Raw genomic sequence first — 19396 nt, 5'->3', positions numbered from 1 at the left:
TGAGTTTTTATAGAATTAGAGTATAATATAAAAGAGAACGGAGGTTTTCTAATGCAATATTTAAAAGAGGAAGTTAGAAAAAATATAGTAGAAGAAGCTCTAAAAGAATTTAAACAAGGGGGATACAAGGATACATCAATAAGGAGTATAGCAAAAAACTCCAAAACATCAGTTGGTAACTTTTATAAATATTATAGTGGTAAAGATAATTTATATGAGGAGTTAATTAGGCCTGTATATGATAGATTAATGGATTACATAAATCAATTTAATAATGTGATTGTAAACGGGAAAACAGATGAGATTTTCTATGATTTAATGGAAAAGATATTGGAGATATTTAAAGAAAGCAGCACGGAACTTGCCATATTACTTAATAAAAGTGAAGGATCAAAGTACGAGAACTGTAAAAAAGACTTTGAGGATTTTGTAACTAGAATAGTTACTCAGATAATGAAATATGAGTTATCATTGCAAGGGAAAAGGCTTAAAAATAATTTTATTATTTACCTTATGGCATATAACCTTGTCGAGAGTATCTCCATAATTTTGAGAGAAAAAGAAGACGGGATAGAAGTGAGAAAACTTATCCTTGATATAATAGATATATTTTTCAATAATATTATTAACAAATTAGATACCGAGACTATAACATAGTAGAATATAGCGAAGAAGATAGGAGATTATAATGAAAAAATTTATTGAACTAAAAAATGTAAAGAAAACTTACACAACAGGAGAAGTAATAATTAAAGCGGTAGATGACGTTTCATTTACTATAGAAAAAGGTGAATTTGTTGTAGTTATTGGGGCAAGTGGCGCAGGGAAAACAACAATACTTAATCTTTTAGGAGGAATGGACCAAGCTACTACAGGAAATATTATTGTAGATGGCAATGATATAAGCGAATATAATAAAAAAATGCTTACTAAATATAGAAGAGATGATATAGGATTTGTATTTCAGTTCTATAATTTAGTGCAAAATTTAAATGCAATTGAAAATGTGGAACTGGCAGTTGAAATATGTAAAAACCCAATGAATCCAGTAGAAGTACTTAAAAATGTTGGACTTGAAAATAGAATGCAAAATTTCCCGTCCCAACTATCAGGGGGAGAACAGCAGAGAGTTTCGATAGCGAGAGCACTTGCAAAAAATCCCAAGTTGCTCCTTTGTGATGAACCTACGGGAGCACTAGATTATAACACTGGTAAGTCAATACTTAAGTTGTTATCTGATACATCTAAAAAAGCAGGAATGACAGTAGTTGTCATTACACATAATTCAGCTATAACACCTATTGCTGATAAGATAATAACGGTTAAAAGTGGGAAAGTTGAAAGTGTAGTTAAAAACGATAATCCAACAGCCATTGAAAGCTTGGAGTGGTAGAAATGAAAAAAACATTTTTCAAGAATTTATTTCGCGATATAAAAAAGACTTTTTCACGGTTTTTATCTATAGTAATAATTATTGCAATTGGAGTAGCTTTTTATGCTGGCGTTAGGGCCACAAGTCCAGATATGAAAATATCAGCAGATACTTATTTTAATGAAACAAATTTTATGGACTTTAAGTTGATATCAACATTTGGGATTACAAAAGATGATTTAGATGAAGTTAAGAAATTAAAAGGTGTTAAAAATGTAGAGGGTTCATATTCAATAGATGTTTTAGTTGAAAAAGATAAACATTCATTGGTCCTTAACGTAAATTCAGTTCCACCTGAAAATGGAATGAATAAAATGAAAATTGTTCTAGGAAGAATAGCGAAAGCTAATGATGAAGTTGTAGTTGAAAAGGGATTTTTAAAAGCAAATAAATTCAAATTAGGTGATGTTATAGAACTTAAGTCAGGGGAAGATACTTCAATTGCAGATGACCTTAAAGTTAGTAAGTTCAAAATAGTTGGGGAAGCACTATCTCCACTGTATTTGTCTGGGCAAAGACAGCTAAGTTCTGTTGGAAATGGAAATACTGCCGGATTTATTTATATAATGCCCGATGTATTTAAAAGCGAGTATTATACAGAAATGTATTTGAAAATGGAAACTAGTTTGTCTAGTGACAGTCTAATATCAAATGACGAGTATAAAAAAGTCTCAGATAATATGGAGCAAAGTCTTAAGGATATTTCAGTTATAAGGAGCAAGGCACGGTATACACAAATAACCACAGATGCAAACAAGGAAATAAATACAGCAGAAGAAAAACTTATCAAGTCAAAAAAAGAAGCAGCTGATAAGTTTAAAGATGCTTACACAAAATTAAATGATGCAAAAATTAAAGTTGATAATGGTAAAATAGAACTTGCCAAAAACAAAGCTATTTTCAACCAAAAAAGTTCACAAGGGAAAATACAAATTGCAGCAGGTAGAAAACAACTCATTGATAGTCAGCAAAAACTTAATTTAGGAAAACAGCAAGCTGCAAATAATATTTCAACATCAATGGCTGGAAAAGTGGATGAGGCGAAAAAACAATTAGAAACAGATCCTACTAACCAAACATTTTTAGCTCAATATAATGGTATAAATAAGATCTATACTGAAAATATTAAGGGGAAAGATTTTGGATCTATGTATAGTTCATTAAAGGGTAGTGGTGCATTACCTCAAATCAAACCTTATTTTGACATAGAACTTCTCAAAAATAAATTTGATAGTTCAAAAGCACAAATTAATTCAGGTAACAAGAAAATAAATCAGCAAGAGAAATTAATTGCGAAAGGTTCGGTTGACCTAGAATCAGCTAGAGTTAAACTTGAATCTGGAGAAAAAGAAATAAAGGAAAATACTATAAAGATAAAATCAGAGGAAACAAAGGCAAATGCAAAAATAAAAGATGGAGAATTAAAAATTAAAGAAAACAAAGACAAAATTGATGATATCAAAGCCCCAGAGTGGTATGTCTTAGGGCGAAATGTTAATTTGGGATATGAAACATATAGACAAGATAGTGATAGAATAGACAACATAGGCAAGGCTTTCCCGCTAATATTTTTCCTTGTGGCAGCTTTAGTTAGCCTTACAACCATGACAAGAATGGTACAAGAGAATAGAATCGAGATAGGAACTCTAAAGGCCTTAGGGTATTCAGGCACATCGATTACTATGCACTATTTGATATATGCGCTTTTAGCCAGCATAACAGGAACTCTAATAGGTATATCATTTGGTTTTAGACTTTTTCCACCACTCATTATGAATGCCTATGGATCACTTTATGCTATTCCAAGTTCATTAACACCTTTTAACATGGAATTAGCACTCCAGGCTTCATTAATCGCTATAATATTTACAACTCTTGCAGCGGTTGCGGCAACACTTGAAGAATTAAGGGAGGCAGCATCATCACTAATGAGACCAAAGCCACCAAAGGCTGGGAAAACTATATTGCTCGAGAGAATAACATTTATATGGAAGAGATTAAGTTTTACAAGTAAAGTTACTGCAAGAAATATATTTAGGTATAAACAGAGATTTTTCATGACAGTTATAGGAATAGCTGTGTGCACGGGGCTTATGATAACTGGGTTTGGACTTAAGTCAGGGATAATAGGCGCTGCAGAGGGTCAATTTACAAAAATATATAGATATGATATGTTATCAACACTTAAAAAAGACATTAATGATAATGAGAAAAATACTACAAAGGATAAGATATTAAAAGATTCTAATGTAAAATCAGTTTTATTTTCATATAGCAAAAATGGAACAGTTAATCTTGATAAATCAGGAGTAGAGGATGCCTTTATTTTAGTTACAGAAAATAAAAATGAGATTAATAAGTATATTAACCTTACTATGAAAGGTGAGGACTTAAAACTTAATGATAGTGGAGTAATTATTACACAAAAGATAGCAAAACTTATGAATAAAAAGATTGGAGACACCTTTGATATAACAATTGATGACAAAGTGGTGAAAGCCAAAATTAGTGGAATAACAGAGCATTATGTGCAACATTATATTTATATGAGTCCTGATTATTACACAAAAATAACTGGAGAAACTGTTAAATATAATGGCTTTTATGGACTTTTGAAAAGTATATCTAATATTTCAGAAGATAATACAACAAAGGTGCTTACAAAAGACTCAAATATAGCATCTGTAAATTACAAAAACAAATCACAATTTGATTTTAACAAAACTACAAAGAGTATAGATTCAGTTGTACTAGTGTTAATTGTATCTGCAGGAGTTCTAGCATTTGTTGTAATATACAATCTTACAAATATAAATATAAATGAAAGAAAAAGAGAACTGTCTACAATAAAACTATTAGGGTTTTACAACAATGAGCTTGCTTTATATATATATAGGGAAAATATAATACTCACGATAATTGGGAGTTTAACAGGAATTGGTGTAGGAATATTACTTAATACCTACGTAATCAATACTGATGAAACAAATGTAATGATGTTTATGAGAATAATTGATCCTATATATTTTCTTTATTCAGTTTTACTTACAATTTCCTTTTCTATAATTGTAAACATAGCTATGTATAGAGAATTTGGTAATATAGATATGATAGAATCGCTTAAAAGTGCAGAGTAATAATAATTTTAAAAACGCCATTGTACCTAAAAGGGTGCAATGGCGTTTTTTTTAATTGTTAAATTGAATATTATGGTTTATTCTATAGTATAATATAAACTATAATTGAACTAAAGTAAGCTTTGTTAAAAGGAGGATTATATATATGGAAAAACAGCAATTTGGAGTTTTAGGAATTGGCGTCATGGGTAAAAACCTGGCTTTTAATATTGAGAGCAGAGGGACGTCTATTTCGGTATATTCAAGAAATAAAGTTGTAGTAGATGATTTACTAATAGAGGCTAAAGGAAAAGATATTAAGGGAACATATACTATAGAGGAATTTGTAAATTCTATCCAAATACCTAGGAAAATATTAATTATGATTAAAGCAGGTGTACCTGTTGATGAAACTATAGAAAAATTAATACCATTTCTTTCAAAGGGGGACATATTAATTGATGGCGGAAATTCATTTTTTATGGATACAATACGTAGAAGTAAAAAACTAGAAGAGTTGGGTTTTAAATTCATTGGAACTGGTGTTTCTGGAGGAGAGGAAGGTGCCTTAAAAGGACCAGCCATTATGCCAGGAGGAGAAATTGAGGCTTATAAGCTAGTTGAATCTATTCTTATAGCTATATCCGCAAAAGTAGATGGTGAGCCATGTTGTACTTATATTGGACCAAATGGCGCAGGGCATTATGTGAAAATGGTTCATAATGGTATAGAGTATGGAGATATGCAGCTAATATGTGAGGCTTATGCACTATTAAAGGGAGTGGCAGGTCTAACTAACGATGAAATCCACGATGTTTTTGAAAAATGGAATGAAGGTGAACTTGATAGCTATCTAATGGAGATAACTAGTAAAATATTTGCACAAAAAGATACGGAGTCTGGTGAATATATGGTTGATATTATTCTTGATAAAGCAGGTCAAAAGGGAACAGGAAAATGGACCAGTCAAAGCGCCTTAGATTTAGCAATTCCAATTCCAACTATAACAGAAGCTGTTTTTGCACGATGCTTGTCTGCGATGAAAGATGAGAGAGTATTCGCAAGTAATGTTCTTAAGGGTCCCGACGTAAAGTTTGAAGGTAATATAGATGAGTTCATAGAATCTGTAAGAAGAGCTCTTTATACTAGTAAGATATGCTCTTATGCTCAAGGATTTGCACTTATGAGGGCATCATCAATAGAGTATAATTGGGATCTTAAGTATGGAGAAATTGCTAAAATATTTAGAGGTGGATGTATTATTCGTGCTCAATTCCTTAACAAGATAAATGATGCTTATGTAAAAGATGCTAATCTTAAAAATCTAATGCTTGATTCTTATTTTAGAGATATTCTTAATGATTACCAAAAGGACTGGAGAAAAGTAATAAGTGAAGCTGTAAATTTAGGGGTTCCGGTGCCTGGATTTTCTAGTGCACTAACTTATTATGACAGCTACAGAAGCGCTAAACTTCCAGCAAACTTACTCCAAGCGCAAAGAGATTATTTTGGAGCGCATACATTTGAAAGAACAGATAAAGAAGGTATATTCCATCATAATTGGGTAAATGATAATATAGAAAAATAATAAATATAAAAGAAAAAATTAGGAGAATAATATAGATGTTGACATACTATAGTTTATATGATAGTTTTATTATAGATCTCTTTGCACTGCATACAAATCTACAGTACAAACTGAGCAGGCGATGAACTCTAAAAAAGTTCGTGGGGCTGGGCCGAAATGGCAACAGGATAGAATTATACACCTGTGGGACAGTTTATTGTTCTACGGGTTTTTTATACCCATTTCTAGAACACATCTGAAGATTGTTATGTCGTAGAGCTATCGTAAATATGCTTGAAATAAGCATTAGGGGGTAACTAATTATGACTAAACAACAAATCGAAAAACTACAAGGACTTACTAGTATTAATGCAAAAAAACTTCAAGAAAAATTCGGAAAAAATGAGTTGGTGGCTAAAAAAAAGGAAAGTTTTGTTCGCAAAATTTTAAAAGTTATAGGTGAGCCAATGTTTTTACTCTTAATTATTGCAGCTGTAATTTACTTTATTTTAGGAGAACCAAAAGATGGATCTATAATGCTGATTTTTGTTGTTGGTATTATTAGCATTGAGGTAATTCAAGAATGGAAAACGGACAAGACATTAAATGCACTAAAAGATTTATCAGCTCCTCATGTCACAGTACTTAGAGACGGGATTGAAAAAGTAATTAATAGTTTCGATTTAGTACCTGGTGATATAATGTATATCGCTGAAGGAGTTAAAGTACCTGCTGATGGTATTGTGTTAAAAGCGAGCACTCTTTGCATTGATGAATCATCTCTTACAGGAGAGGCTGAGGGCGTATGGAAAGTTACAACAGAAAATAGGGATGCATTTAGTACTGATTATTGGAGGCAAGATTATTGTTATACAGGTACTCTTGTAACGCAAGGTACTGGTACAGTATTAGTAGACAAAATAGGGTCAATAACTGAATATGGTAAAATAGGAGAAAATATTGCAGCGGCTCCCGATAATCCAACTCCACTTGAAAAACAAACTGGAAAGCTGGTAAAGCTATGCGCAGGAATTGCGGCAGTTTTATTCATATTTGTTGGAGTTATAACTTACTTTAATATACCAGATCACACCTTTGGAGCTAGAGTTATAGAAAGTATTTTATCAGGCGTGACTTTGGCTATGGCAATGATACCAGAAGAATTTCCAGTTATACTAACTGTGTTTTTATCAATGGGTGCCTGGAGACTTGCTAAAAAGAAATCACTTGTTAGAAAATTGCCATCAGTTGAAACTTTAGGGGCTGTGTCTGTTCTATGCGTTGATAAAACAGGTACAATAACAATGAATAAAATGACAGTTTCAAGCATCTGGAACCTAACAGGCGACGCAAAAGAATTAACGAAGTTAATGGGGATGGGTTGTAAATGTGACGCCTATGACCCAATGGAAAAGGCAATGATATCCTATTGTGAAAAGCAAGGAATCACAAGGGACGTAATATTTGGAGGTCAACTTATTAAGGAATATGCGTTCACTGATGAAGCGAAAATGATGGGCCATGTTTGGAAAAATGGAGAAAATATTGTAGTGGCAGCTAAAGGATCACCTGAACACATTTTAAAAATATGCGATTTAACAGATGCTGAAAGAGCAATAGCACAAGCAAAAATAATGGAAATGTCGATGAAAGGGCTTCGAGTTATTGCTGTAGGGCAAATGATAGTTAATAGTGAAACTGATGTTCCAGGAAGTCTAATCGAATGTAGTTTACAGCTTTTAGGTATGGTTGGACTTGTTGATCCTCCAAGGGAATCTGTAAAACAAGATATAGAAACTTGTACTAAAGCGGGTGTTCGAGTTGTTATGATAACAGGAGATAATGGAATAACTGCTAGTTCCATCGCAAAGCAAATTAATATGCCAAATAGTGATAAGATTATTACTGGTGACGAGCTTAGTAAAATGAGTGATGAAGAGCTTTGCGAGCGGGTTAAAGATGTTAGTGTTTTCTCAAGAGTTATACCTGAACACAAAATGAGAATAGTTAAGGCTTTTAAGGCTAATGGCGAAATCGTTGCAATGACAGGTGATGGTGTAAATGATGCTCCTGCTCTTAAATACGCAGATATTGGAATAGCCATGGGGAAACGTGGTTCAGAAGTTTCTAGAGAAGCAGCTGATATAATCCTACTTGACGATAATTTTTCAACTATTGTTGAAACTATAAAGGATGGTAGAAGAATTTATGATAACATTAGAAAGGCAGTTGGATATGTATTCACTATCCATATTCCTATTGCATTTGCAGCATTACTTGCTCCACTAATTGGAATAAGTCCTGCTAGTCTTTTGTTACTTCCAATACATGTTGTTTTACTTGAACTGGTAATTGATCCTACCTGCTCAATTGTTTTAGAACGTCAGCCAGCAGAAGAAGATATTATGCTACGGTCACCTCGCAATCCATTGGAAAAACTGTTAACATCAAAAATTCTTATTAAAAGTGTAATGCAAGGTCTTGTTATATTTGAAGCATCATTTGGAACGTATTTTGCATTTTTAAATCAGTCGCCAGATAATGCACCTATTGCAAGGGCAATGGGAATCTCTATTATATTACTAGCGAATGTGTTATTGGTTCAAGTTAATAGTTCAGATTCAGATTTTGCAATTAAATCATTTGTTAGGCTTACAAATGATAAAGTAATGTGGGGAGTTAGTATAGGGACAATAATAGGATTAACTGTAATATTATATACTCCGCTATGTAATTTTTTGAAACTTGCACCTTTGTCTTTAAGTCAATTTATGTTAGCAGTTGCAATAGCAATAGCATCAGTTATTTGGTATGAATTTGTAAAGATAGTTAAGAGTATTAGAAGAAATAAAAATAATGACAGAAAAAGTACACTACAAAACTAAATCTCACATACATGGGAATAGTATAAGTAATTGTATTATTCCCTAATAAATATATTTAATGATTAAGTTATTGCTAAAACAGACGAAATATTAAAGATAATCAAAAAAAGGGGGAAGTATATTATGCAAGCAAGAGATCTAATAGGTTTTTTGGGTACAATATCAGCTATATGCTTTGGTATAGCAATTGCAAATTTTTTCGTGAAATATATTAATAAAAGGTATATTAGTAAATTAGGAAAAGAAAAAAAACAAATAGTTGATCTCTATAGAAAAGTAATGAAGTTAGTTATTAAAAATCACAAAATAGTGGGAACAATAGCTATATTTTCTGTATTAACTCATTTTTTAATTGCTTTTTCATCAAACCGTATAAGTATAACCGGAATAATAGCAGCATTATTTATGGTTATAATATTTGCTTTAGGTTTCTATGGAGCATTTATAAATAAAAATTATAAAGGTATGTGGCTAAAAATACATCGCGTAATGGCATTTGGTTTATTAATAGCTATAATCATTCATGTCATATAAAATACTAGTTTGATAAATGTAAGATAAAAAGATATAATTACTTATAGAAATAAAGCCACCCACTATATGGAGTGGGTGGAAAACAACTAATAAATAGTAGAGAGGCTAGAAGAATGAAAAATAGATTAAATAAAGAGTATTTTAATTATGTATTATATGTTGTACTGGCATTAACATTAATTTTTATAAGTTATAATATAGTTTTTAATTTTAGTGAATTTTTAAGTAATATAATTGGAATAATATCAGCAGCATTCTCAATGATTTCTCCACTTATAATTGGATGCATTCTTGCATATTTATTATATCCGTTATCAAAGATTATTAATACTTTTCTTGACAAGTATTTAAAACTTAAATTTAAGACACATTTGATTAGCGTAATACTTACATACCTAGTAGTAATTTTATCAGTTATTATACTTATTTATAGTATTTATGCAATGATTGGAGGACAAATTAGTAATAATGAAACTCTATCAGTTATGTTTGGGACTATTAGTGATTATATAAAACGCTATAATGAGTTATTTGATTATATAAATAATAAAATCACTCAAAGTGGTCTCTCTCTTGATATAAAGGGATATTTATCACAAGCTATAGAGCAAGTGTATTCGTATTTATCAGTTTCTATAAATGGTATAGTTACAATATTTGCAGGTATTGGCAATAGCATTTTAAATACCTTTATTGGAGTATTCATTTCATTTTATTTATTAAAGGACCATGAGTTTTTTAAACATCTGTATTTAAATTACTTTAGTTTAACAATGAAAGAAAGTAAATTTAAAAGCCTTAATAAAACTATATTTGAAATCAATCATATTATTTCCATGTTCTTGCGAGGACAATTACTCGATGGTTTAATAGTTGGAATAATTAGCAGTATTGGATTGTCTATAATAGGAATTGATTTTGCTATTCTTATTGGATTTACAGCAGGTATTGCAAATATTATACCTTATGTTGGTCCAATAATAGGATGTATTCCAGCAATTATTGTTGGTATTCTTAGCCCAAATCCTATTATTGCTTTATGGGCAGTACTTTTGCTTCTTGCCGTTCAACAACTTGATAGTGCGGTTATATCGCCGAAAGTTGTCGGTGATAGTATGGGGCTTCATCCGATATTTGTAATTATGGCAATAACTATTGGTGGCAGCCTAGCAGGTATACTTGGGATGCTTTTATCGGTACCTATTGCAGGTATAATAAAACTTTTTTTAATGAAGATTATAACAAAACATCAGCAAGAAGATCGTGGTGATGTCTAGATTTAAAAATTTTAATACACTTAGTAATTAAACTAGCACCCACCTAAAATCTAAACACTGAAGAAGTGATTGGATTTTAGGTGCTTTTTGCGTTATTTAGTAGAGAAGTATAATAATAAATAATACAAATTTGACAAATAGGCTGAAAACATCTAGTATATACGTGTGAATGAATATAATTAAAGGTGTATATAATTTATGGTGTATATAATGGATAGTGAATGTAACTAGATAATGAGACTGTATACTTACAGCGGGGAGATAATATGAAAGACTTATTTGATAAAACAAAAATTATGAATTTAGAGGTTAAGAATAGATTTATTAGAGCTGCAACTTGGGATGAGATGGCAGAAGACAATGGCCATATTAATGATTCTGTTATGGAGAGATATGAAGAAATAGCAAAAGGAGGAGTAGGATTAATACTAACGGGGTATGCATTTATATCAAAGGATGAGCAACCTAATCCTAAAATGTTTGGAATATATGATGATTCTTTTATAGAAGAATATAAAAGGTTAGCAGACAAAGTTCACAAATATGACAGTAAGATTGCAATGCAAATAGTTTATGGTGGTTCCCAATGCGATCATATGGGCGCTAGTAAAATGACTATTTACGGACCGTCAGCTGTAAAAAACATTGTAACTGGAATTACGCCAAAGTTTGCTACAAAAGATGACATAATAAAGAAATGGACAAATTAGGAATAGATATGATTGAACCTAGCGCAGTAAACTTATCATCGGGGGAAGGGAAAACTGCATCCATTAAAAGAATTAATTCATTAGAAAAACAATCATATTTTAGAGAAGCAGTAACCAATATTGCTAGCGAAATAAAGGCAAAGGTAATTTTGGTCGGAGGAAATAGAAATATTAAACTAATGGATGAAATATTAAATTCAACAGATATTGAATATTTTTCTTTATCTAGGACGATACTTTGTGAAGCGGATTTAATTAACAAATGGGTAGAGAACAAAGATTACAATCCAAAATGTATTTCGTGTAACAAATGCTGGGACGTAGTACCGAATTCATGTATTTTCAATAGATAAGGGGTGTTCAAATTTATGATTTTAGATATTATGAAATGCTTATATGATAGAACTAGACTAAGAATATTAAGCATTCTTTATTATAAAAATGAACCAATGTGTGTTGGTATGGTGGAAGAGTCACTCCTATTGTCACAACCAAATGCTTCAAGGCATTTGAAAAGACTTTTAAATGATGGATTCGTAATTATGTCAAAGAAAACACAATTTGTTTATTATGAATTAAATCCAGAAATTCTAAAGGAATATGATTTTCTGAATTGTCTTCTTAGAAAGAACATTGAGGAAATGTTGGAGTGCACCGAAGACATAAAAAGATTAAAAGATATAAAAAGATTGAAAGATATAAAAAGGTAAAATAGAAAATCTACAGACATTTCACAAAGAAAGAAGGATTATCTAGAAATTTGTAGAATATAAACTGTAGTATTTTAAAGATATTACAATGAGAAGGAGAATATAATGGAAAAAGATATGAGGATTGCAGTTCTAATTGATGCTGACAATGTATCTGATAAGTATATAAAGTATATAATTGATGAAATTTCAAATCATGGGACACCTACATATAAAAGAATTTATGGAGATTGGACCAAACCTCAACTAGCTTCATGGAAAAATGTACTGCTTAATTATTCTATTAGTCCAATACAACAATATAATTATACAACAGGTAAAAATTCTACCGATGCTGCACTTATAATAGATGCAATGGATATACTTTATTCAAATAATGTTGATGGATTTTGTATTGTGTCTAGTGATAGTGATTTTACTAAATTAGCAGCACGCCTACGAGAAGCTGGCATGTATGTTATTGGTATGGGGGAAAAGAAAACACCATCACCATTCATAGCAGCTTGTGAGAAGTTTAAATATCTTGAAGTATTAGCTTCAATGGCTCCCAAACTTACTGAAACAACTACTATTAAAGGAGCACAAATACAAGATGAATTAAAAGGTGGTATGCTAAGTTCAGGTAAATTAGTCGAGGCTATTAAAACAATTATAACTGAGATTTCAGATGAAGATGGATGGGCTTTTTTAGGCGAATTAGGCAGTACACTTAATAAAAGGTATCCAGATTTTGATACTAGAAACTATGGGTATACGAAACTTACACCTTTCGTAGCGTCTTTAAATCAATTTGAGATTAGATCAACAAAAACAAGAAATCCAAGTATAACTCTTAAATATATTAGAAATAAAGTGTAATTCAATATTATGTGCTCATAAAATACAAAGGGACCATGGAAAAGCTATTTAGCTTATATTCGTGGTTTTTTGTCTATAGATAAGGTTTGATGGGAAAGTATAAATTTATTCAAGAAAGTGGTGTTTGTGATTATATAAAGCAAGTTGGATGTTACTTATAGTTAAGAATATTTGGTATGAAGATGATATTGATAATCCAGATAGTTTTAATGAAAATATTTATGAATGTCTTAAGAGATTTTCTATATTTAATAAATGTGAAAGTATTAAAATGGAGTGCTAAGGTTTATAATAGGTTATTAGGATAAATACGTAATTAACATAAATATGATTTTAATATGTTTAGGAGGAATTATAAATGAATGAAAAAATGCCAGTATTATTTATTGGACACGGAAGTCCAATGAATGCAGTGCTCAGTAATGAATATACAGAGGCTATTAGTAAATCAACCGAAAATATACCTAGGCCAGAAGCAATTTTAGTGATTTCGGCTCACTGGGAGACTGATGGTACATTTATTACGAGTTCAGATTCACCTGAGCAAATATATGATTTTTATGGTTTTCCAAAGGAGCTTTATGATATCAAATATAAACCAACTGGTTCTAAGAAATACGCTCAAATTGTAGCGGATGAACTAAAGGAGTTAGGTGTTAAACTCACTGAAAAATGGGGAATTGACCATGGTGCATGGTCAGTGCTTAGACATATGTATCCGAAGGCTGATATACCTGTATTTCAAATGAGTTTAAATAGATTAAAGGATGAACAATATCATTACAACTTAGGAAAAAAATTATCTAAGCTTCGAGATAAAGGAATTTTGATAATAGGAAGTGGAGATATAGTTCATAACTTGAGAATAATGGATTATGATACTTTTGCTCTCCCGTTCGACTTTGCAACAGAATTTGATAACTATATTTCAGGTTCAATAGAACATAGGGAACATGAAAATATAATAGCTTATCAAAAACTCGGCGAAAGTGCAAAGCTGTCAGTACCAACAAAAGAACATTATTTACCTTTGCTTTATATAGCAGGGCTACAAGAAGAATCAGATGAGGTTAATTTTATATATAAGGGTATACAAAATGGTTCAATTTCCATGACAAGCATTAAAATAGGTTAGAACTCTTAATTCTTTTTCTATATTCATTAGGAGAAATATCAACATACTTCTTGAAGGTGCTGCAAAAATGACTTTGGCTATTGAAACCAGATTTAGAAGAAACCATATCTAAAGAATAAGAAGAGTTATCTAAAAAATTCTTTGCAACATTTGTTCTACATTTGTTTATATATTCACAAAATCTAAAGCCAGTATTTTCTTTAAAAAGATAACATAGATAGTTGCTACTTATATGAATATGAGTTGCAACTTTTTTTAATGTTATCTTTTTTTCTATATTTGAGTGAATATATGTTAGAGCATTTTTTATAATCTCATTTTCTGATAGTTGATTGTTATTACTATTGTTTATGGACTTTATGTAGCTTTTAATAATATCTTTTCCTAAAGATATTAAATCCTCATTCATATGGAAAGCATCTATAAGATTAAGGTTAGAGTAACATAAGTCGTCTAAAGTTATAGAATCGTTAATACATAAATAAGTGTATATAAAAGTATTCATTGAAGCAAGTAGTTTTTTTAATTCATTTGGATTAGTAGATATTAATAAAAAAGCATCTATTTTTTTTGTATATAGAGTAACTGCATCCTTTAAGTTGTTGTTTCCAATATTTACGGCAAGGTCTGTGTGATTAAGTAAGTTTTTCATAGCATCTCCTTAATATTTCGAAAAAAGATAGTAATATTGTTAAATAAATCTAACTTAAAACTATTATAGTATAAATAAGAACGATAATCAATATCAATAAAGAAAATAGGAATACAAATATACATAATAAATTATATTAGGAGGATAAGAATATGAAAAACGTAGCAATTATATATTGGACTGGAACAGGTAATACGCAGGCGATGGCAGAAGGGATTTTGGAAGGTGCAAAAAATGGAGATGCAAATGTTAGGCTTATTAATGTTTTCGATGCAAAAATAGAAGACGTAGAAAATGCAGATGCGGTAGCTTTCGGTTGTCCGTCTATGGGAGCAGAGCAACTTGAGGAAGCAGAAATGGAACCATTTATTGAGTCCATTGCAGGTGTTATGGGTGGCAAAAAAACTATATTGTTTGGTTCTTATGGATGGGGCGATGGTGAGTGGATGACTGAGTGGCAAGATAGAATGGAAGGATATGGCGCAAATATGTTAGCAGATGGATTTATAATTAATAACGATGCTGATAAAGAAGGAATAAAAAGATGCAATGAAATAGGTGCTTTATTATTAAAAGAGTAAGAATATAAATAAGATTAATGGAGGATGTTTTATGATAATAGAAGATTTAAAAGGATTATTAAAAGTTGTAAATGAGTATGATGACTTGCAATATTTATTTTCAGTAATAATACGTAATGCAGGGCCAACTATAGAAAAGCATAAGACATCCTCTTTAATTAATTTTAGCAGTAGTAATAGAAATTTAAATAATTTATGGTCAATGTATAAAGATCAAGTAAAAGATAAATTAGATATCAATTATATTGAATTAAAAAAAGATAAAACAAATACATTTGTGCTATTTTACAATGAACAAAAAATTGAGCAAAGAATTAGAAATAATAATAATATGGAATTCTTAAAACGATTTGGGTACAACGAATTGATGGATATAAATCAATGTTTATTACTTTTGGGCAAAAGATTTCAAAATATATGCCCTCATGAGATAGGAATTTTTTTAGGATACCCATTAGAAGATGTAGTATCATTTGTTGATTGTCCCGGTGCAAAATGCAAAATGGTTGGTTATTGGAAGGTATATCATGATATGGAGAAAGCCCAAATGATTTTCAATAAATATGATGAGATAAAATACTCGATTATGCAACTAATGATCAAAGGTATGAAACCATCAGAACTATTAAATAAAAACAAATTAGATTTAGTAAGTGTTTAATTTAATAAAAAAAATACGAAAAGGCTGTGAATACTTAAATTCACAGCCTTTTATTATTAAAGTAAAGGGGGACTTCGCTTTAATCTACTAATCTATAAATAAAGAATAACATAAAGTTGTGTCAAAACAATGAAGAAGATGTGTAGTATTTGTTAAATATTAAACAAAAGGGTTTTATTTAGTAAATAATATGCAATTTTAATTATTTTTTATTATTTTAATAAGAAGTTTTGATAATTCGGAATATTTATACTATAATATATGAAACTAGTTAAAAGTAAAGAATATTATTAATGGGATTTACGATGAATTCGCGGCGAAAGAGATAGGTTTATATTTCAAAGATGGATATAAGTTAATAGACCATTGCAAAAGGTAATATATAGGAGGATAATATTATGGAAGTTATTGTTGCGAAATTTGGTGGAAGTTCATTATGTAATAGCAGTCAATTTAAGAAAGTAAAGGATATTGTTTTGTCTGATGATCGAAGATGTTATATTGTACCATCAGCTCCAGGGAAGAGGGCAAGTGGTGATTATAAAATAACAGATCTACTATATTTATGTCATCAACATGTAAAAAAATCATTACCTTTTGATGAATTATTAAATTTAATTGAAGATAGATATACTATTTTATGTGGGGAATTAAATCTAACCCTTGATATATCAAAATACCTAATAGAACTTAAAGAAAAGATGCTTACGGGAGTTTCAGAAGATTTCGTAGCAAGTAGGGGAGAGTATTTAAATGGATTAATTCTCGCTGAATATTTAGGGTATGAATTTATAGATGCGGCTGACATCATCGTTTTTAAGAAAAGTGGAAGTTTGGATGAAGTTGCAACTTATGATGCTATTAGGAATAGACTATCAAAGGTTCCAAAGGCAGTAATACCTGGATTTTATGGTGCGTCTAAAGATGGCATGATAAAAACATTTTCAAGAGGTGGCTCAGATATAACAGGGGCAATAATTGCTAGAGGCGTTGGTGCTACGGTTTATGAGAATTGGACAGATGTGTCAGGTTTCTTAATGGCGGACCCTAGAATTGTAAATGATCCTAAACCTATTGATGAGGTAACATATAAAGAACTCAGGGAACTTTCATATATGGGTGCAAATGTTTTTCATGAAGAGGCAATCTTCCCTGTTAAAAATGAAGGAATCCCAATAAATATAAAAAATACTAATGACCCACAATGTAAAGGAACCTTTATTTTAAATGAAAAACATAAGGTTAAACCTGGAAGCATTACTGGAATAGCAGGAAAAAAGGATTTTACTGTTATTGCAATTGAAAAGACTCTTATGAACAAAGAGATAGGATATTGTAGAAGAATTCTCTCTATTCTTGAAAATAATAATGTTCCTTTTGAACATATTCCATCTGGAATAGACTCTATATCACTAGTAATAGATGACTCAGAATTGGACAATAAGATTGATAAAATATTAGAAGAGATTGAGGTTCAATGCAAACCGGATTCATTAGAAACTTATCCTAATATGGCATTAATAGCAGTTGTTGGAGAAGGTATTATAAAAACAAAGGGAATATCTGCTAAAGTATTTCAAGCATTATCAAAAAAAGATATAAATATTAGGATGATTAATCAAGGATCAAGTGAACTGAGCATTATTGTTGGAGTAGAAAACGAAGATTTTGAAGATGCAATTAGAGTAGTGTATAAGGCATTTGAAGACTAATTACCACAATTGGTGAATTTATATTAAGTATAGAAGTTAGAAAGGAGAAATAAATATGGAAAAGGTAAAAATAGCGATTTTAGGATTTGGTAACGTTGGTACAGGGGTGTGGAAGATATTACAAGAAAATAAAAAAGAAATAATGAAACGATCAAATTATGATATTGAGGTTGCTAAAATACTTGTTAATGATATAAATAAGAAAAGAGATTTTGAATTGCCAGCGGGAATATTAACAGACAATATCGATGATATAATAAATGACGATAACATAAAAATTGTTGTTGAACTTATTGGTGGACGAGATCAAGCTAAGGAGTATATGATACGCGCAATGAAAGCAAAAAAACATATTGTAACTGCTAATAAACTGGTTATTGCAAATTGGAGCGAAGAGTTATTTAGAATTGCAGAAGATGAAAATGTATTATTTTATTATGAAGCAAGTGTTGCTGGTGGAATCCCAATAATACGAGAAATTAATGAAAGTCTTACAGCAAATAGAATAGAGGGTATAATTGGAATTATAAATGGAACAACCAATTATATATTAAGTAAAATGACAATAGAGGGAATTAGCTTTGAGGAGGCATTAAAAGAGGCTCAGGATAAGGGGTTTGCTGAAGCTGATCCAACATCCGACGTAGATGCCTTTGATGCTGTATATAAGCTTGCTATAATGTCATCATTAGCTTTTGGTACTAAGGTTGATCATGATTGCATTTACAGGGAAGGTATAAGGAATATTAGTGATGTCGATATAGAATATGCTAAACAATTTGGTTATACAATAAAATTACTAGCAATAGCTAAAGAGGAAAACAATAAATTGGAGTTAAGAGTACATCCAACTCTAATACCATCTACTCACCCAATGGCCAATGTTAATGACGCATTTAATGCTATTTTAATCAAAGGAAATGCAGTTGGTGAACTAATGCTATACGGACAAGGTGCGGGTGATTTGCCAACCGGAAGTGCAGTAGTTGGGGACATAATATCTATATTAAGAAATAACGTAAAACCATCTGAATTAAAAGAACTTAATGACAAAGTAGATTTTAAAGAAGTTAAGAAATCAGAGGATAACGAATCAGAATTTTATATAAGACTTAATGTCAAAGATAGAGCAGGAGTTTTAGGAGATACAGCTGCGATATTTGGCAGCAATAATGTCAGTATTACATCTCTTACTCAAGATGTAGTGCATAAAGAATATGTACTATTAGCATTTATTACACATAAAAGCGCAGAAAAGAATATAAGAAATTCAATTAAGCAAATAAAAGAACTAGCAAATGTTAATGAGGTAGAAAGTATAATAAGAATAGAATCTTTTAAATAATAATATTAATATACAAAATTATTTTAGACGCAAAAAAAGTATATATTACGTATAATGCATTGGAACAAGCTTAGAACTTCTTATTTTATTTTTAATTAAGATGCGTTAATAAAACATATGTTTGAGCGATAGTAAAATGTACCCTATAGAGTAGACGTTTTAAAAAAAACTACCCTATGGGGTTTTTCTATGTATAATGGAATAAAAGATTAGAGGTGGAT

General features: G+C 30.7%; 18 protein-coding genes and 1 riboswitch. Of the genes, 17 read left to right on the top strand and 1 reads right to left on the bottom strand.

Annotated elements, in window-relative coordinates; translation table 11 throughout:
• Nucleotides 1-51 precede the first annotated feature (51 nt).
• From KPL55_RS20670 to ygiD, 13 genes are all read left to right on the top strand, one after another.
• Nucleotides 52-657, top strand: a complete 606-nt coding sequence (locus tag KPL55_RS20670) for a TetR/AcrR family transcriptional regulator (protein ID WP_216308651.1) — start codon at nucleotides 52-54, stop codon at nucleotides 655-657.
• Between the two features lie 31 nt (nucleotides 658-688).
• Nucleotides 689-1393, top strand: a complete 705-nt coding sequence (locus tag KPL55_RS20665) for an ABC transporter ATP-binding protein (RefSeq protein WP_216308650.1) — start codon at nucleotides 689-691, stop codon at nucleotides 1391-1393.
• A gap of 2 nt (nucleotides 1394-1395) precedes the next feature.
• Entirely contained in the window at nucleotides 1396-4569 is a 3174-nt protein-coding gene (locus KPL55_RS20660) for an ABC transporter permease (protein WP_216308649.1), read from the top strand.
• 145 nt (nucleotides 4570-4714) lie between these two features.
• Nucleotides 4715-6136, top strand: a complete 1422-nt coding sequence (gene gnd, locus KPL55_RS20655; protein WP_216308648.1) for an NADP-dependent phosphogluconate dehydrogenase — start codon at nucleotides 4715-4717, stop codon at nucleotides 6134-6136.
• 100 nt (nucleotides 6137-6236) lie between these two features.
• Nucleotides 6237-6330: riboswitch (NiCo riboswitch) on the top strand.
• 108 nt (nucleotides 6331-6438) lie between these two features.
• Nucleotides 6439-9000, top strand: a complete 2562-nt coding sequence (locus tag KPL55_RS20650) for a cation-translocating P-type ATPase (RefSeq protein ID WP_216308647.1) — start codon at nucleotides 6439-6441, stop codon at nucleotides 8998-9000.
• Nucleotides 9001-9123: 123 nt separating this feature from the next.
• On the top strand, nucleotides 9124-9534 hold the full coding sequence (locus KPL55_RS20645) for a hypothetical protein (RefSeq protein ID WP_216308646.1): 411 nt from the start codon (nucleotides 9124-9126) through the stop codon (nucleotides 9532-9534).
• Between the two features lie 113 nt (nucleotides 9535-9647).
• Nucleotides 9648-10811 carry an AI-2E family transporter gene (locus KPL55_RS20640; RefSeq protein ID WP_216308645.1) on the top strand — a complete coding sequence of 388 codons (1164 nt, stop codon included), beginning with the start codon at nucleotides 9648-9650 and terminating at the stop codon, nucleotides 10809-10811.
• Between the two features lie 266 nt (nucleotides 10812-11077).
• A complete protein-coding gene (locus tag KPL55_RS20635) occupies nucleotides 11078-11521 on the top strand; it encodes an oxidoreductase (RefSeq protein ID WP_216308644.1) in 444 nt (147 codons plus the stop codon).
• The gene (locus KPL55_RS20630; RefSeq protein WP_216308643.1) at nucleotides 11509-11874 is read left to right on the top strand and encodes a beta/alpha barrel domain-containing protein; all 366 of its coding nucleotides are present in this window, start codon (nucleotides 11509-11511) and stop codon (nucleotides 11872-11874) included. Before KPL55_RS20635 ends, KPL55_RS20630 begins: the two co-directional genes overlap by 13 nt.
• 15 nt (nucleotides 11875-11889) lie before the next feature.
• Complete coding sequence (locus KPL55_RS20625) at nucleotides 11890-12231, top strand: ArsR/SmtB family transcription factor (RefSeq protein WP_216308642.1); 342 nt, start codon at nucleotides 11890-11892, stop codon at nucleotides 12229-12231.
• A 105-nt stretch (nucleotides 12232-12336) separates the two neighbouring features.
• Complete coding sequence (locus tag KPL55_RS20620) at nucleotides 12337-13089, top strand: NYN domain-containing protein (RefSeq protein WP_216308641.1); 753 nt, start codon at nucleotides 12337-12339, stop codon at nucleotides 13087-13089.
• A 148-nt stretch (nucleotides 13090-13237) separates the two neighbouring features.
• Entirely contained in the window at nucleotides 13238-13372 is a 135-nt protein-coding gene (locus KPL55_RS26425) for a hypothetical protein (protein ID WP_281418883.1), read from the top strand.
• A gap of 75 nt (nucleotides 13373-13447) precedes the next feature.
• A complete protein-coding gene (gene ygiD / locus KPL55_RS20615; protein WP_216308640.1) occupies nucleotides 13448-14224 on the top strand; it encodes a 4,5-DOPA-extradiol-dioxygenase in 777 nt (258 codons plus the stop codon).
• Here ygiD and KPL55_RS20610 read toward each other — a convergent pair.
• The gene (locus KPL55_RS20610; protein WP_216308639.1) at nucleotides 14211-14876 is read right to left on the bottom strand and encodes a helix-turn-helix transcriptional regulator; all 666 of its coding nucleotides are present in this window, start codon (nucleotides 14874-14876) and stop codon (nucleotides 14211-14213) included. The two genes, ygiD and KPL55_RS20610, sit on opposite strands and share 14 nt — an antisense overlap.
• Before the next feature lie 152 nt (nucleotides 14877-15028).
• On the opposite strand from KPL55_RS20610, the gene KPL55_RS20605 reads away from it, so the two are divergent.
• The 4 genes from KPL55_RS20605 (at nucleotide 15029) to KPL55_RS20590 (ending at nucleotide 19175) form a co-directional block, all read left to right on the top strand.
• Nucleotides 15029-15457, top strand: a complete 429-nt coding sequence (locus KPL55_RS20605; RefSeq protein WP_216308638.1) for a flavodoxin — start codon at nucleotides 15029-15031, stop codon at nucleotides 15455-15457.
• Between the two features lie 31 nt (nucleotides 15458-15488).
• Entirely contained in the window at nucleotides 15489-16118 is a 630-nt protein-coding gene (locus KPL55_RS20600; RefSeq protein ID WP_216308637.1) for a DUF3793 family protein, read from the top strand.
• A gap of 398 nt (nucleotides 16119-16516) precedes the next feature.
• Nucleotides 16517-17830 carry an aspartate kinase gene (locus KPL55_RS20595; RefSeq protein WP_246599714.1) on the top strand — a complete coding sequence of 438 codons (1314 nt, stop codon included), beginning with the start codon at nucleotides 16517-16519 and terminating at the stop codon, nucleotides 17828-17830.
• A gap of 55 nt (nucleotides 17831-17885) precedes the next feature.
• A complete protein-coding gene (locus KPL55_RS20590; protein WP_216308636.1) occupies nucleotides 17886-19175 on the top strand; it encodes a homoserine dehydrogenase in 1290 nt (429 codons plus the stop codon).
• Nucleotides 19176-19396: the final 221 nt, after the last annotated feature.

Source organism: Clostridium lacusfryxellense, from assembly GCF_018861735.1.
Taxonomy (GTDB): Bacteria; Bacillota; Clostridia; order Clostridiales; family Clostridiaceae; genus Clostridium_AD; species Clostridium_AD lacusfryxellense.
This window is presented reverse-complemented; position numbering and strand designations above follow the sequence as displayed.

What these genes read in the sequence shown, in the direction of transcription:
- KPL55_RS20645 (WP_216308646.1), top strand. Translation starts at nt 9,124, where the DNA reads ATGCAAGCAAGAGATCTAATAGGTTTTTTGGGTACAATATCAGCTATA.
- KPL55_RS20670 (WP_216308651.1), top strand. Translation starts at nt 52, where the DNA reads ATGCAATATTTAAAAGAGGAAGTTAGAAAAAATATAGTAGAAGAAGCT.
- KPL55_RS20665 (WP_216308650.1), top strand. Translation starts at nt 689, where the DNA reads ATGAAAAAATTTATTGAACTAAAAAATGTAAAGAAAACTTACACAACA.
- KPL55_RS20595 (WP_246599714.1), top strand. Translation starts at nt 16,517, where the DNA reads ATGGAAGTTATTGTTGCGAAATTTGGTGGAAGTTCATTATGTAATAGC.
- KPL55_RS20630 (WP_216308643.1), top strand. Translation starts at nt 11,509, where the DNA reads ATGGACAAATTAGGAATAGATATGATTGAACCTAGCGCAGTAAACTTA.
- KPL55_RS26425 (WP_281418883.1), top strand. Translation starts at nt 13,238, where the DNA reads ATGTTACTTATAGTTAAGAATATTTGGTATGAAGATGATATTGATAAT.
- KPL55_RS20590 (WP_216308636.1), top strand. Translation starts at nt 17,886, where the DNA reads ATGGAAAAGGTAAAAATAGCGATTTTAGGATTTGGTAACGTTGGTACA.
- KPL55_RS20625 (WP_216308642.1), top strand. Translation starts at nt 11,890, where the DNA reads ATGATTTTAGATATTATGAAATGCTTATATGATAGAACTAGACTAAGA.
- ygiD (WP_216308640.1), top strand. Translation starts at nt 13,448, where the DNA reads ATGAATGAAAAAATGCCAGTATTATTTATTGGACACGGAAGTCCAATG.
- KPL55_RS20600 (WP_216308637.1), top strand. Translation starts at nt 15,489, where the DNA reads ATGATAATAGAAGATTTAAAAGGATTATTAAAAGTTGTAAATGAGTAT.
- KPL55_RS20605 (WP_216308638.1), top strand. Translation starts at nt 15,029, where the DNA reads ATGAAAAACGTAGCAATTATATATTGGACTGGAACAGGTAATACGCAG.
- KPL55_RS20620 (WP_216308641.1), top strand. Translation starts at nt 12,337, where the DNA reads ATGGAAAAAGATATGAGGATTGCAGTTCTAATTGATGCTGACAATGTA.
- KPL55_RS20650 (WP_216308647.1), top strand. Translation starts at nt 6,439, where the DNA reads ATGACTAAACAACAAATCGAAAAACTACAAGGACTTACTAGTATTAAT.
- KPL55_RS20610 (WP_216308639.1), bottom strand. Translation starts at nt 14,876, where the DNA reads ATGAAAAACTTACTTAATCACACAGACCTTGCCGTAAATATTGGAAAC.
- KPL55_RS20660 (WP_216308649.1), top strand. Translation starts at nt 1,396, where the DNA reads ATGAAAAAAACATTTTTCAAGAATTTATTTCGCGATATAAAAAAGACT.
- KPL55_RS20640 (WP_216308645.1), top strand. Translation starts at nt 9,648, where the DNA reads ATGAAAAATAGATTAAATAAAGAGTATTTTAATTATGTATTATATGTT.
- KPL55_RS20635 (WP_216308644.1), top strand. Translation starts at nt 11,078, where the DNA reads ATGAAAGACTTATTTGATAAAACAAAAATTATGAATTTAGAGGTTAAG.
- gnd (WP_216308648.1), top strand. Translation starts at nt 4,715, where the DNA reads ATGGAAAAACAGCAATTTGGAGTTTTAGGAATTGGCGTCATGGGTAAA.